The 14,132-nt window shown below is 61.6% G+C and carries 15 protein-coding genes; 2 read left to right on the plus strand and 13 right to left on the minus strand.

Annotated features, from left to right (window positions below):
- Nucleotides 1–41 precede the first annotated feature (41 nt).
- Together AUR_RS03305 and AUR_RS03310 are read left to right on the plus strand one after the other, a co-directional pair.
- Nucleotides 42–1,286, plus strand: a complete 1,245-nt coding sequence (locus tag AUR_RS03305; RefSeq protein ID WP_021470988.1) for an N-acetylglucosamine-6-phosphate deacetylase — start codon at nt 42–44, stop codon at nt 1,284–1,286.
- Nucleotides 1,287–1,560: 274 nt separating this feature from the next.
- Nucleotides 1,561–1,764: a cold-shock protein gene (locus tag AUR_RS03310; protein ID WP_017199737.1), complete on the plus strand. Its 204-nt coding sequence runs from the start codon at nt 1,561–1,563 to the stop codon at nt 1,762–1,764.
- Nucleotides 1,765–1,956: 192 nt separating this feature from the next.
- Here AUR_RS03310 and AUR_RS03315 read toward each other — a convergent pair whose 3' ends face one another.
- The 13 genes from AUR_RS03315 to AUR_RS03375 all read right to left on the minus strand — a co-directional run bounded on the left by AUR_RS03315 (nt 1,957) and on the right by AUR_RS03375 (nt 14,120).
- The gene (locus AUR_RS03315; RefSeq protein ID WP_062097162.1) at nt 1,957–4,473 is read right to left on the minus strand and encodes a bifunctional lysylphosphatidylglycerol flippase/synthetase MprF; all 2,517 of its coding nucleotides are present in this window, start codon (nt 4,471–4,473) and stop codon (nt 1,957–1,959) included.
- Nucleotides 4,455–5,753, minus strand: a complete 1,299-nt coding sequence (locus tag AUR_RS03320) for an alpha/beta hydrolase (protein WP_062097164.1) — start codon at nt 5,751–5,753, stop codon at nt 4,455–4,457. Before AUR_RS03320 ends, AUR_RS03315 begins: the two co-directional genes overlap by 19 nt.
- A 4-nt stretch (nt 5,754–5,757) precedes the next feature.
- Nucleotides 5,758–6,189 (minus strand): DUF2550 domain-containing protein, encoded by a 432-nt coding sequence (locus AUR_RS03325; protein WP_021470991.1) that lies wholly within the window; start codon nt 6,187–6,189, stop codon nt 5,758–5,760.
- Between the two features lie 10 nt (nt 6,190–6,199).
- A complete protein-coding gene (locus AUR_RS03330; protein ID WP_021470992.1) occupies nt 6,200–6,484 on the minus strand; it encodes a F0F1 ATP synthase subunit epsilon in 285 nt (94 codons plus the stop codon).
- A 1-nt stretch (nt 6,485) separates the two neighbouring features.
- Entirely contained in the window at nt 6,486–7,937 is a 1,452-nt protein-coding gene (atpD, locus tag AUR_RS03335) for a F0F1 ATP synthase subunit beta (RefSeq protein ID WP_021470993.1), read from the minus strand.
- 82 nt (nt 7,938–8,019) lie between these two features.
- Nucleotides 8,020–8,910 carry a F0F1 ATP synthase subunit gamma gene (locus tag AUR_RS03340; RefSeq protein WP_021470994.1) on the minus strand — a complete coding sequence of 297 codons (891 nt, stop codon included), beginning with the start codon at nt 8,908–8,910 and terminating at the stop codon, nt 8,020–8,022.
- A gap of 76 nt (nt 8,911–8,986) precedes the next feature.
- On the minus strand, nt 8,987–10,624 hold the full coding sequence (gene atpA, locus AUR_RS03345) for a F0F1 ATP synthase subunit alpha (RefSeq protein ID WP_021470995.1): 1,638 nt from the start codon (nt 10,622–10,624) through the stop codon (nt 8,987–8,989).
- Between the two features lie 83 nt (nt 10,625–10,707).
- Nucleotides 10,708–11,535 (minus strand): F0F1 ATP synthase subunit delta, encoded by an 828-nt coding sequence (locus tag AUR_RS03350; RefSeq protein ID WP_021470996.1) that lies wholly within the window; start codon nt 11,533–11,535, stop codon nt 10,708–10,710.
- Nucleotides 11,535–12,089: a F0F1 ATP synthase subunit B gene (locus AUR_RS03355; RefSeq protein ID WP_021470997.1), complete on the minus strand. Its 555-nt coding sequence runs from the start codon at nt 12,087–12,089 to the stop codon at nt 11,535–11,537. Before AUR_RS03355 ends, AUR_RS03350 begins: the two co-directional genes overlap by 1 nt.
- A 53-nt stretch (nt 12,090–12,142) precedes the next feature.
- Nucleotides 12,143–12,346 carry an ATP synthase F0 subunit C gene (gene atpE, locus AUR_RS03360; RefSeq protein WP_009356484.1) on the minus strand — a complete coding sequence of 68 codons (204 nt, stop codon included), beginning with the start codon at nt 12,344–12,346 and terminating at the stop codon, nt 12,143–12,145.
- A gap of 78 nt (nt 12,347–12,424) precedes the next feature.
- Nucleotides 12,425–13,225: a F0F1 ATP synthase subunit A gene (atpB, locus tag AUR_RS03365; protein WP_021470998.1), complete on the minus strand. Its 801-nt coding sequence runs from the start codon at nt 13,223–13,225 to the stop codon at nt 12,425–12,427.
- Nucleotides 13,226–13,306: 81 nt separating this feature from the next.
- The gene (locus AUR_RS03370; RefSeq protein WP_021470999.1) at nt 13,307–13,642 is read right to left on the minus strand and encodes a hypothetical protein; all 336 of its coding nucleotides are present in this window, start codon (nt 13,640–13,642) and stop codon (nt 13,307–13,309) included.
- Nucleotides 13,629–14,120: a Cg1360 family ATP-synthase-associated protein gene (locus AUR_RS03375; protein ID WP_062097166.1), complete on the minus strand. Its 492-nt coding sequence runs from the start codon at nt 14,118–14,120 to the stop codon at nt 13,629–13,631. Before AUR_RS03375 ends, AUR_RS03370 begins: the two co-directional genes overlap by 14 nt.
- Nucleotides 14,121–14,132: the final 12 nt, after the last annotated feature.

A 14,132-nucleotide genomic window follows, 5' to 3' on the forward strand; every position in this document is an offset into this window, starting at 1 on the left:
CCTTCCCGGGTGCTGTGCCGCAGGCCACTAGAATCGAAAGCATGACTGCCGCAGAGCACACTGCCCCTCCCGCGCCCAGCCTCCAGATTCTCGCGGGAACTTTGGTCACGGACGGCTCCGTCATCGAGGACGGCCTCCTGGCCATCGACGGCGACCGCATCGCTTACGCCGGACCCGCCGCCGACTTCGACGCCGAGGATTTCCCCGGCTTCGCCACCGCGATCCGGCACGGAGTGCCAACCGGCCACCTGATCCTTCCAGGCCTGGTGGATGTCCATTGCCATGGCGGAGACGGCGGGGACTTTCCCACGGGCGAGGAAGAGTCCGCCCGGAAGGCAGCCGCTTTCCTCCACCGTTCGGGAACCACCACGTTCTTGGCCAGCATGGTCACCGCTCCGCGGGAGGATCTGCTGCGCGGCATAGAGCTTTACGTGAAGCTTGCGGACGAAGGTCTTGTTGGCGGCATCCACCTCGAAGGACCCTTCCTGTCGCATGCCAGGTGCGGCGCACAGAACCCGGACTACCTGCTGGATCCGGACCTGGACCTGATGGAGGAACTGGTGTTCGCTGCCGCCGGCAAGCTCGCCACCATGACCTACGCGCCGGAACTCCCCGACGCTGCTGCCTTGGTTGACCTGATGACTTCCCACGGGGTGACCCCATCCCTGGGTCACACCGACTGCGACTACGCCGTTGCGGCCGCTTCCCTCGCCGCGGCCAAGGAAGGCCTGGAGTCGGCAGGGTTCGACGGCGTCAGCTCGCTGCCCACCGTCACCCACCTTTTCAACGGCATGCCTCCGATGCACCACCGCGCGCCGGGTCCTGTGGCCGCCTGCCTGCGGATGGCGCAGGAAGGCAAAGCGGTGGTGGAACTCATTGCCGACGACACCCACCTTGATCCCGCCATGGTGGCCACGGTCTTCCAGTTGATCGGCGCTCCGAACATCCTCCTGGTCACCGACTCCATGGCCGCTGCGGGGCTGGCGGACGGCAACTACATGCTGGGCCCGTCCCCGGTGACCGTCACCAACGGCGTTGCCACGCTGGATGCCACCGGGTCCATCGCCGGCGGAACCTCTACCCTGCTGGGTGTAGTGCGAAGGACTGTCGCCGCCGGGGTCGGCTTGCCCGAGGCCGTGTGTTCAGCCACCTCGGTACCTGCCGCCGTCCTGGGCCTTTCCGACGAGATCGGGGGTCTCCGGCGGGGGCTCCGTGCCGACGTTGTGACGACAGACCAGGAACTGGGCCTGACCGGCGTGATGCGTAATGGTGAATGGTTGTCGTGACGCCAAACGGCGCCCCGCGAATTAGGGTGTCGCGTTACCTCCTTTTTACCGAAAATTTTCGCCAAATTGCCTAAAAGACCGTTGACCTCCGGCAGCGCTCATGAAAGTGTTGTAGCAGTCTTTGTGTAGGTGGTTTTCATGCTCGCAAGACGGGTTGCGAGCGTGAAGCTCCTGCAAATCCAACTGTGCCCCAGTCGGTTTGCGGATCTTCTCGCGGAGTAACAAAGCCGGTACGAGGTGTATCGGACTGAAGTTCCATAATGAGGAGAAATACATGGCACTGGGAACCGTTAAGTGGTTCAACGCTGAAAAGGGCTTCGGCTTCATTACCCCGGATGACGCGGATGGCGACGTTTTCGTTCACTACTCCGAGATCCAGACCGGTGGTTTCAAGACCCTCGATGAGAACCAGCGCGTTCAGTTCGAGATCGGCCAGGGCGCCAAGGGCCCGCAGGCAACCGGCGTTACCGTTGTCTAATTAGCCACCGAAATCTGCCGGGGCCCGTTTTAGGACAGGCCGAACGCAGTTTCACACCAGATTGGCCCCGGTTTCGTACCGGGGCCAAGCTGTTTTAAGACAGCACCTTTAATGCCGGATATGTCCGATCTCAACAAACCTGGTCACAAACTGCGTGGAATAGCTTGCGCACCGGGAATGGGTGTTGACAATTCAACCAACCAAAGTACGCAACAGCCTTGCAGTGTGCCGCACTGATAAACCCGGAAGGTAAGCGCGGCTTAGTGCCCTTCCCATGGCCGGGAGGTGCAACGGGTCCTGGTAATACATGTAGAGCGTGCGATAGTCGGGCTGGAAGCGTGATTTGAAGGAAGCCAGGGAACGGAAGCCATAAACCGGTTCCAAAGCCTGTCCGACCAAGTCCAGGATTCCGGCCAGCCCTTCCGGCCGCTGGTCCATCTCTTCCTTCTCCCTTGCCAGTGGAGAACCTGACAGCGAAATAACCTCCACGGAATCCCTGAGATGCAGCACGGCCGAGGCGATAAGGAATTCCATGACTCCCGGGAAGGCATCGCCACGGCGCCTCATGAAGTCCAGGGTCCAGCTCACCACCCTTCCGTCGTCGTACACGGGCAGCCAGCTGGTGACTCCGTACACCAGGCCGTTTTCATCCACGGCCACGCAACACAGGACCTCGGGGTCGTCCAGCTCGTCAAGGCTGCCCAGCGTGAAGCCCATTTCAGGCACCCGCTTCTGTGCAGCCCACTCCTCGGAGACTTCGCCGACCTGCGCCCGCAGCCCGTGCGGCAGGGTCGGGTAGCTGCCCCATACCGCAGTAATTCCCATCTTGGCCGCCCTGTTGAGGGCCGTGCGCACGTTCTGCCATTCCTTGCCGCGGAACTCCAGGCCCCGGATCCTCAGCCTTGTCTCCTGGGCTACCGCCACACGCCGGAAACCCCTGGTCCGCAGCACAGGCCACAACTCCTCCGTGCACGAGTAGAGGCAAGGGACCAACGCGTGCTGCGCGCAATAATCCAGGAAACCGAGGGCTGTATCCCTGTGGTGCTCCGACCGTCCGATGGGCCCAGCCAGGGTCAAAGCCACATTGCCGTGTTGCTGGAAGGCCACAGCCCCATGGCCGTCGTCAGTAAACCAGTACTTCCTGGGCTCCCACAGGGTCATCCATGACAGGGAGTCGCCGCCTGCTTTCACCAGTTTCCTGGCGCGTTCCCGGGACTCCCGGTCCAGGCCACCGGCGTGGTGTCCCCGGACCAGCAAAACCCACACGCCCAGCAAAGCCACCAGCCAAAAGACTGTTCCGGAGTACGAGAACAGGAAAGCTTCCAGGGCATCGCGCTCGGCAAAAACCCTCCGGTAGACCCCGGGCAGCGGAACCGGCAGGTACTGACGTGCGAGCTCGGCACCCAGACCCAGCAGGCCGCCGTCGCGCGTCATCCCGCCGGATGCGAACCATACCGCGACGTAGAGAAGCACAAGTACTCCTCCGGTGACGCCCACCACCCAGAAGATCCTGCGGCGGAGCCGCACGGAAGAGTCCACGCGGAAGTGGCCACGGTAGGCAAAGAGGAGGACAGCGAGGATCAACGGCACCAACACCAGCGGGACGATGTGCGCCACCGCTGACCCCAGCAGCCCGGTCCGGGGACGGGCGATGTTCAAGGGCATGCTCGCAAACAGTGCGAGGTAGACCGTGGACAGCGCCACCACCACCACTTGGACGCCTATGGCTATGCCCAGGGCCAGCCGACGTCCCCTGCGCATGCCGTCGGCACAGATGAGCAGCAAGGCCATGGGAACCACCGCCAAAGCCAATCCAAAAGGCCCCGTGTACCCCTGCCGGGCCAGTTCAAGGCAGGCAACATCGATGCTCCCTCCACAATTGGTCTCCAATTGGCTCAGCGTGGGCAAAGGGTTGAGGATAACGTCCCGCAGCAACGCCAGCGGACCGGACGGACCCTTCGCTACCGTCGTCAGAAGGGGTCCGACAGCGAAGATGGCAGTGGTCAACGAGAGCAGGGTCCTGACCTCGCGTGCGGTGGAACGGTGCAAATGGAGGCTGCCCTCATTGCTTTGGGCCCACCAGGCAACCACCAGGCCCACCAACGCGCCCAGGAACCCCACCACAGTTTCCGGATGCCCCACGTACAGGACCAACAGCAACGTCAAGGACAAAGCAACGGTGCGAAAACGGCGCTGCCAGAGCGCCGTGAGCTTGGCACTCGCGGCGAGGCCGGTGGCCAGGACCGCCCCGTACGGACCAATGAGCCGATGATCCACCATTGCCGAGAGCCAACCGTCGTTGACGTACTGTGCCACCTGGGTCACCAGCAGGAAGGCCGTGACACACGCGAACTGGCATCCCAAAAACAGGCCCGCGGTCCGCAGGGAGCCTAGATGGCGTTCCGAGAAGCCGAGAAAAATCAACACCATGAGCACCGCCACGATGAACGCGGGAACGTTCGTCGTGAACAGCAGGGAGGTCCAGATGGACCACCACTCCCCCGCTTTCAAACCCTCCAGGGTGACTCCGGCTATCGGCAGCAAAGACTCCGGCGGCCCGGAAAGTATACTCCCCGACAACGCGGCGACCGTGAGGAAGACAGCCACGACGAACAAGGTAAACGGTGTGGACTGCACATGCCTCACCGCTTGACGGATCACCGGTTGAAGGACACCCTGGACTGCCAGGCTCACGGGGTGAGACCCCAGCGGCCGGCAAGGAAATCGAGCGCACCTGGCATCCCGCGGACAACACTGTCCCAGGAATGCCCGGCGTGTTCAATGGAGTGGTCCTCCACGTCGAAGCCCGCGGAACGGGCAGCCTCCGCAAGCACCTGCATGTAGCCGAGGAATTCGTTGTCAGTGGCACCGGCGGTGAGGTACATACCGCTGCCTTCGTACTGTCGCTCGTGCATGAGTACCAAAGGCGTCCGGGATTCGAAAGCTGCGGCGTCGCCGTCGAACGAGTCAGCGATCGTCTTGTTTCGGTCCTTGGCAAGGGCCGGTTCCTGCTCGGCTGAAAAACCGAGCACGGAGGTGAAGAGTTCCGGATGGGCTGTACCCATTTGGACGGCGCAGGTTCCGCCGAAGGAGAAGCCTCCCACAGCCCACTGCCCGGGAGCCGTGGAGACATCCAAGGTTTTACTGATCCATGCAGGGACATCCTTGGAAAGGTAGGTATCGGCTTGGGCAATACGGCTGTCCATGCACATGGTGTTGGCATTGCCGGAGCCGTTGGGATCAACAACTATGGTCACCGGCGCGATACCGCCGTGATGCTCCGCAAACCTGTCCAGTTGCGCACGTAGCTGACCGCCCGTCAGCCAATCCGAGGGACCACCCGGCTGGCCGGAAAACAGGACCAGTACAGGAAGGCTTGGACGGGGTGACGCCAGGTAGGCAGGCGGTAGATAGATATAGGCCTCGCGCGCGTTGAAGCCTGACTCGGTGCCCGGAATGCTCGCGCGACGAAGTATGCCGCCCTCCGGCATGCCGTCGGGGGCCTTCCACGAGGTGACGGACGGACCCGGTGCGCTGCCGGGCGCTCGTTGCAGGCTGGCTTCCAGCGGCTGGATCCGGGCGACAGCCGTGCCCAAAAGGTCGGCCACCGTGTTGTTGAGTCCGAAGTATTGATTCACTTGGACCGCGCTCAGGAGAATCACGCCCAAGGCAGCCAGGACACTTCCCGCGCGTCCTTTCCACGAAGAATGCCGAAGCCGTACTGCACACAGCAAGACGGCCGCCACTCCGGGCGCGGACCACGCCAGCACCTCAAAGGGAAGATTTTCGGAGAAGGTGGCCAGGAGGTCGACAAGAACCCAGTGCACCAGGGCCAGGATAACGACAGCCAGGACAGCTGCTCCGAGCACGACGACGGGCCACGTACGTTGCCGGCGCCACAGGAGGACTATTCCACCGGCAAGGCCGCACAACCATGCAAACCAGAAGAACGGACCATCCACGAGGCGGAGGTCGGACAGGAAGTCCATGCTTCTATCGCCAGGTGCCGACGCCGATGACCGGACCGGCCTCCAGCCAGGAAGAAAGCCCCGCGTAGGCTTCGAACTTCATGGCCAGCAGGAACTTCTTGCCCTCGTACTGAAGCTCGACCACCACCACATCGGGTTGTACTTGGACAAGCTCTTCTTCAGTGGGCTTGCGCCTGCCAAGAAGCTCAAGCGAGCTGCGCTTGAAACGGTACTTAGGTACCACGCTGAGGGACATTAAACGGAACCACTCGAGTTCCATGTCCTGATAACGACAAACCCCCATCTGCCAGCTGTTTCCAGCAATGCAAATGGAGGCGTCGACCGTGCCCAGGGCGCGCCGCAGATTGAAGCGGCGCACCCCGAAAAGGCACAGTGAAAAAACAAGCAACGCAAACGCCGCTGCCAAGGCGATGAACGGAATAAGGGAATCGTCCATCAAGGTCTAGCTATCGGATCCCCGCTGTAGCCGCTTCGCCCAAGTTGGCGTTGTCAGCAACAATGACCACACGATCGTTGTCGACGGAGAAGAACCCGCCGTCGACCACTACCGCAATCCGGTCACCGGAAACCGGCTGGATTGCCAACTCGCCCTCAGCCAAAATGGCCAGAAGGGGCGAGTGGCCCGGCAGGATTCCGATTTCACCATCGCTGGTGCGAGCCTTCACCATCTTGGCCGCGCCGGACCACACGAAGTGGTCCTCCGCGACAATCTCAACCTCAAGCTCAGCCATATTACTTGGTCTGTTCCTGGATCTTGGCCCAGTTGCGCTCGACGTCATCCAGGCCGCCGACGTTGAAGAACGCCTGCTCTGCGATGTGGTCCAGCTCGCCGTCGCAGATGGCGGTGAAGCCTTCGACCGTGTCCTTGATGGAAACGGTGGAGCCCTCGACGCCGGTGAACTGCTTGGCGGTGTAGGTGTTCTGGGAGAGGAACTGCTGGATACGGCGTGCACGCGACACGACGATCTTGTCCTCTTCGGACAGTTCGTCAACACCGAGGATGGCGATGATGTCCTGGAGTTCCTTGTTCTTCTGCAGGATCTGCTTAACACGAACAGCCGTGTTGTAGTGGTCCTTGCCGATGTACTGCGGGTCCAGAATACGGGACGTGGACGTCAGCGGATCGACAGCCGGGTACAGGCCACGGGATGCGATTTCACGGGAAAGTTCCGTGGTGGCATCCAAGTGGGCGAACGTCGTTGCCGGAGCCGGGTCCGTGTAGTCGTCAGCGGGCACGTAAATTGCCTGCATGGACGTGATCGAGTGGCCCTTGGTGGACGTAATGCGCTCCTGGAGCAGACCCATCTCGTCAGCAAGGTTGGGCTGGTAGCCCACGGCGGACGGCATACGGCCGAGCAGCGTGGAAACTTCCGAACCTGCCTGCGTGAAGCGGAAGATGTTGTCGATGAAGAGCAGCACGTCCTGGTTCTGGACATCGCGGAAGTACTCCGCCATCGTGAGCGCAGACAGTGCGACCCTCAAGCGCGTTCCCGGCGGCTCATCCATCTGGCCGAAGACAAGGGCGGTGTCCTTGAGGACGCCTGCCTCTTCCATTTCAACCCAGAGGTCGTTACCTTCACGCGTACGCTCGCCAACACCGGCGAATACCGAGGTACCACCGAAGTTACGGGCAACACGGGTGATCATTTCCTGGATCAGAACGGTCTTGCCCACACCGGCGCCACCGAACAGACCAATCTTTCCACCCTTGATGTAGGGGGTCAGGAGGTCGATGACCTTGATGCCGGTTTCGAGCATCTCCGTGGAGCCCTCGAGCGAAGCGAAGCTCGGAGCCTTGCGGTGGATCGGCCAGTAGGCGTCCGCCTTGATTTCCGACTCGTCGACGTCAAGCGGCTTGCCGAGGACGTTGAAGATGTGGCCCTTGACTCCGTCGCCAACGGGCACGGAGATCGGAGCGCCGGTGTCCTGGACAGTGGTGCCGCGGACGAGGCCGTCGGTTGCCTGCAGGGAGATGGCGCGGACGAGGTTGTCACCCAGGTGCTGGGAGGTCTCGAACGTGATGGTCTTGGTCTGGCCGTTGAGGGTAACCTCGGTGGTCAGCGCGTTGTAGATCTCGGGGATTGCGTCAGCCGGGAATTCGACGTCGACAACCGGACCAATAACACGGGCAATACGACCGGTTGCACCGGCCGTTGCTACGTGTTCGGTAGCAGTGGCAGTCATCTCTCTCACTTCACTCAGTAGATGGCGTGGGTTAAGTTTATCTGTTTGGTGCAGGTGCGGCTTCGGGCCGCATCCCTACCGGCTAGGACGCGAGGGCGTCTGCGCCGGCCACGATCTCGGAAAGCTCCTGCGTGATTTCGGCCTGACGGGCCGTGTTGCGAAGGCGCGTGTACTTCTTGATCAGTTCCGTTGCGTTGTCACCGGCCGACTTCATGGCGCGCTGGCGGGCTGCGAGCTCGGAAGCTGCGGCCTGCAGCATGGCTGCGAAGATGCGGGATTCGATGTAACGCGGAAGCAGGGCATCAAGGACCTGCTCGGTTTCCGGTTCAAATTCGTACAGCGGCAGCAGCTCGGACTCCGAGGCTGCTTCCTCTTCCACGACCTCGAGCGGGAGCAGACGGATGACCGTCGGCTCCTGCGTCACCATGGACTTGAAGCGGGTGTAGACGACGTGGATCTCGTCCACGCCTCCCTCTTCATACGCGGTGGCGAAGTCTTCGAGGAGGGCAGCACCGATTTCACGGGCGGTCCCGAATTCCGGCGCATCCGTGCCGCCGGTCCAAACGCGGGCGTATTCACGGTTGCGGAATTCGAAGTAAGCCTGCGCCTTGCGGCCGACCAGGTAAGACTTGATTTCCTTGCCTTCTTCGCGAAGCAGCTCGGTGAGGCCTTCGGCCTGCTTGAGCACGCTGGCGGAGTAGGATCCTGCAAGGCCACGGTCCGAGGTGATAACCAGGACTGCGGCCCGACGGATCTGCTCCGGCTCGGTGGTCAGCGGGTGGTCGATTTCGCTCTGAGTCGCGACAGCAGAAACGGCGCGGGTGATGGCGTTCGCGTACGGCAGTGAAGCTGCTACGCGGGCACGGGCCTTGCCAATGCGCGAGGTAGCGATCAGTTCCATCGCCTTGAAGATCTTGCGCATCGACGTCGTCGAGCTGATCTTCTGACGGTAGACCCGGATCTGGGCTCCCATACTTATCCTTTCCTAAGTTCCCGACGTACTGCCCTGCCGGGACCCTTGCGGACCCCGGCAGAGCAGGTCATCGAAACTAGCGCTTCTGCTTGACGATCTTTTCCTGGTCGACGTCGCCGCCCGAGATCGCTTCGTACTCTTCGTGGCCGGCACCAACCAGACGGTTGTCGCCTTCACCGAAGAAGCCCTTCTTGAAGGAAACGATGGCTTCCTTCAGCGCTGCGGTGGTGTCGTCATCCAGGACGTTGGTCTGGGCCAGCGTGGTCAGGATGGAGGACTGGTGCCTCAGGTGCTCCAGGAACTCGGCTTCGAAGCGGCTGATGTCCTCAACCGGAACGTCGTCCAGGTAACCGTTGGTACCGGCCCAGATGGAGACAACTTGGTCCTCGACCGGGAACGGCGAGTACTGGCCCTGCTTGAGGAGCTCCATCAGACGTGCGCCACGGGTCAGCTGCTGACGGGAAGCAGCGTCAAGGTCCGAGGCGAACATGGCGAATGCCTGCATGTCGCGGTACTGCGCCAGGTCCAGCTTCAAGGTACCGGAGACCTTCTTCATGGACTTGACCTGTGCCGAACCACCCACGCGGGAGACGGACACACCAACGTCAACAGCGGGACGCTGGTTGGCGTTGAAGAGGTCCGACTGGAGGAAGATCTGGCCATCGGTGATGGAGATCACGTTGGTCGGGATGTAGGCGGAAACGTCATTCGCCTTGGTCTCGACGATCGGAAGACCGGTCATGGAGCCTGCGCCCAACTCGTCGGAGAGCTTTGCACAACGCTCCAGCAGACGGGAGTGCAAGTAGAAGACGTCACCCGGGTATGCTTCACGTCCCGGCGGACGGCGCAGCAAGAGGGACACGGCGCGGTAAGCTTCGGCCTGCTTGGACAGGTCATCGAAGATCACCAGGACGTGCTTGCCGCCGTACATCCAGTGCTGGCCAATGGCCGAACCTGCGTACGGTGCCAGGTACTTGAAGCCGGCCGGGTCAGATGCCGGGGAAGCCACGATGGTGGTGTACTCCAGTGCACCGTGGTCTTCGAGCGTCTGACGGACGGCAGCGATGGTGGAAGCCTTCTGGCCGACACCGACGTAAACGCAGCGAACCTGCTTGTTGACATCGCCGGAAGCCCAGTTGGCCTTCTGGTTGATGATGGTGTCAACGGCGATTGCGGTCTTGCCGGTCTGGCGGTCACCAATGATCAGCTGACGCTGGCCACGGCCGATCGGGATCATGGCGTCGATAGCCTTGAGGCCGGTCTGCATCGGTTCGTGAACCGACTTGCGCTCGGTTACGCCCGGAGCCTGGAGCTCCAGGGCGCGGGTGGCTTCGGCCTTGATCTCGCCGAGGTCGTCAATGGGCTGGCCCAGGGGGTCAACCACACGGCCCAGGAAGGCGTCGCCAACGGGCACGGACAGGATCTCACCGGTGCGGTGAACTTCCTGGCCTTCTTCAATTCCGGTGAAGTCACCGAGTACGATCACACCGATTTCGCGGACGTCGAGGTTCTGGGCGAGGCCCAGGGTGCCGTCTTCGAAGCGAAGCAGCTCGTTCGCCATGACCGAGGGAAGACCCTCAACACGGGCGATGCCGTCACTGGCGGTGGTCACGCGACCAACCTCTACGCGCTCTGCGTTACCGGGTTCGTAGGACGCCGCGAACTCGTTCAACGCATTACGGACGTCGTCGGCGTTGATGGTCAATTCGGCCATCTGCAGTCCCTGCTCTCCTGTTTTCGTGATCATCGTTGCTCACGATGACCGGGTTTTATATCAGTTAGTTGTGCTTTGCCTGGTTAGCCGGCGAGCTGGCGGCGGAGTTCGGTCAGGCGGGCGATAACGGAAGCGTCCAGCACTTCGTCTCCCACCTGTACCCGGATTCCGCCGATCAGCGATGGTTCAACGTTGACGTTGACCTTCAGTTCGCGGCCGTACAGCGCGTTCAGCCCGGCCTGCAGTCGGCTGGCCTGCGTTTCCGTCAACGGACGGGTAACGCTGACGGTTGCAATCCAGCGCTGCTGACGCTTGGCTGCAAGCTTCGCGAAGGATTCGACGAGCTTGCTCGGCTTAACACCGCGCGGCGCCGTAACGGCCTGGCCGATGAGGACCTTGGCCTCCTCGCTGATGCCTGGAAGCAGCTTCCCGACAAGTGCGAGCTTGGCTGCGTCCGTTGCCTGCGGCTCAGACAAGGCACGTTGTACTTCGTGGCTGGAAGCGACAACCTGGTTGAAGGCAAACAGATCGTTTTCCAGCTCTTCCAGCCCCGTGATTCCGGAGGCAGAAACGGCCGACTTCTTTTCAGCTACGGCAATGACGACCGTGGCGGCAAGCGTCTCGAGTGCATCGCCGATATCACGAGCAGATGCCCAGCGTGAGCTGGCCAGTCCGCCTGCGATCTCAGCAGCATCAGCGGAGACTTTTCCGCCAACCAGCTGCTTGACCAGCGCCGACTTCTCGTCTCCGCTGCGGGACGGATCAGTCAGGGCGCGGCGCAAGCCAGCCGAGCTGTCCACCGTTCCCAGGATTCCGAAGAGGTCCTTAGCCAACTGCAGCGAGGCCAGAGGAAGCTTGGCTTCCAAGTCCGCCAGCGCCGTGGTCAGCGATTCGCTCGATATACCTGCCATTAGCTAGCTGCACCTGCGTTCTGGGTCTCCAGATCAGCCAGGAAGCGGTCAACAACGCGCGCGGCACGCTCGTCATCCGTCAGTGCTTCACCAACAATGCGACCTGCCAGCGTGGTAGCCAATGTGCCGACCTCGGAGCGGAGGGACACAACAGCAGCTGCGCGCTCCGACTCGATGGCTGCGTGTGCCTGCTCGGTAATGCGTGCAGACTCGGCAGCTGCCTTTGCCTTCAGGTCCGCCAGGATCTGGGCACCTTCGGCGCGTGCTTCCTCGCGGATGCGGTTGGCCTCGGCACGGGCATCGGTGAGCTGCTGCTTGTACTCCTCAAGAGCTGCGGAAGCCTCGGCCTGGGCCTGCTCCGCCTTTGCGATGCCACCTTCGATCGCTTCGGCGCGCTCAGCGAACGTCTTCTCGAACATCGGGACAATGAACTTGACCACGATGAACAGAAGGACTGCGAAGCCGACGAGGACAACGCCCATTTCCCAGACGTTGGGAACGAGCGGGTTTGCCTCTTCGCCTTCAGTGGCGGCTGAGATGATCAGCTGATTCATATTTCACCCGTCCTATCTACTCGGTTGCGGAATTCGCTGTTCTGAAGTTGAAACTAGAGAACGAAAGCGAAGACGAGGCCGAGGATGGCAAGAGCTTCGGTCAGTGCCAGACCAAGGAATGCGATCGGCTGCAGCACGCGCTGAGCTTCCGGCTGACGAGCAACACCGTTGATGTAAGCCGCGAACACGAGACCCACACCGATACCACCGCCGATTGCGGACAGACCGTAACCTACGAGGTTGAGATTGCCTTCCATTTTTTTCCTTTCAAGATGCCACCCGTGTGGCAGGTTGTTTGGTTTACTTCAATCCCCATCAGGGGAAGACTGTGTGCCTTAGTGGCTGTCGGCGTGCAGGGCGCCTTCGATGTAGATCGCGGTCAGCAGGGTGAACACGTAAGCCTGCAGCGCCATGATCAGTGCTTCGAGCATGTACATGGCGATCGCGCCGACGAGCACCAGGACCGAGGTTCCCTTGAGCAGGATGTTCTCCTGCATGACGAGGAACTCGATGCCGGAGCCGGCGAGCATGACGATGAGGTGGCCGGCCAGCATGGTGGCAAACAGACGGAGGCTGTGCGTTACCGGGCGGACCAGGAAGTTGGAGATGATTTCGATCGGTACGACGATCGGGAGGATGTACCACGGCACGCCCGAAGGAACGGTCGCAAGCTTGAAGTACTTCAGGCCGTTCTTCTTGATGCCGATGATGATCCAGGTGAAGTACACGATGCCCGCGAGGACGTAGGCGCCGCCGACGTGGGAGAAGCTCGGGAGCTGGATGACGGGAATGGCGCCGTAGATGTTGTTCACCAGGATGAAGAAGAACAAGCTGAACAGCAGGGGCACGTACTTGATGAAGTCTTTGCCGCCGATGATGTCCTTGGCGATGCTGTTACGGACGAAGCCGTAGGCCATCTCGCCTGCGAACTGCAGCTTGCCGGGGACCAGCTGCTGCTTCCGCGCGGCGGCCACAAAGAAGGCGGCGATAATGACGACCGACAGGATCACCAGCAGCATTTGCTTGGAGAAGCCGTCCGCAGCACCCCAAGGCAGGATTGCCGGCAGGTGCATTTCTTCGATTCCGGGTGGGGTGAAGGACCCCGAATCCTGGGCTGGGAGCGCAAGCGCGATCAACGCGTTTCCTCTCTGCTGTGTCCATCATTGGGCATTGGGCGGAAAGCGGACACACTCAATGCATCCCCATTCCATGTGAAATTATTTGGCATTACTGTTCCCGTCCTTGGACGGACCGCGGTCTGCGCTACTCTCGCCAGCAGAAGTGCGTTGCTTGGTGAGGCCGTGCATATGGGAAAGATAGAACCCTCCTGCGGCTCCAAGCAGAGCGCCAAGGAGCACAATCCAGCGGGTCCCCCACAGATTATCCAGTCCCCAGCCTATCAAACTCCAGACAATGATCCCGCCAATGATGTAGCTGAAGACCGCGATGCCGGCGTTGTATCCGCCGTCGTTCGAGGCTTCCGCCGGGTCACCGGCGTCATGGGAAACGGATGAGGTGTTGTCCGGAGAGGGCTTGCGCTTACGCAGTGGCATCCGGGCCGCCCTTCGGTTCTGTGGGGTCGTTGAAAATCTGCAGGCGTGCCTTGCTGAATCCGTAGAGTTCTGCAGCCTGCCATGCCACTACGCCCACGACGGCCCCGATGAGGAACCAGCGGCCGATGATCCAGTCAGGCCTGCCGAGGGCAAAAAGCACCACGGCGAAGCCCACGACCTTGACGAAATACGTCGCAACAAAAAGGCCAATGGCGCCGGAAGGATTTGCGCGGCCGACGAAGTGCCCTATCAGGAGGCTGATGGCGAAGAAGAGCATCACCAGCAAGGCACCGGCCGCCGTCGAAAGCGCGCCTTGCCCGCCGTCGATCATTGCTGCCACAACCAACGTCACGGCGGCAGCGATGCCGGAAGCCAGGGAGCTCAGCACCAGCAACCGAAGCCAAAGAGAGGAGATCCCACCAAAAATTCCATCGCCGCGGCGGCCGGAGGCATGTCCGGATCGGGCGTTGGATGTCATGGGGAAACCAAT

This window comes from Paenarthrobacter ureafaciens (genome assembly GCF_004028095.1).
GTDB lineage: Bacteria > Actinomycetota > Actinomycetes > Actinomycetales > Micrococcaceae > Arthrobacter > Arthrobacter ureafaciens.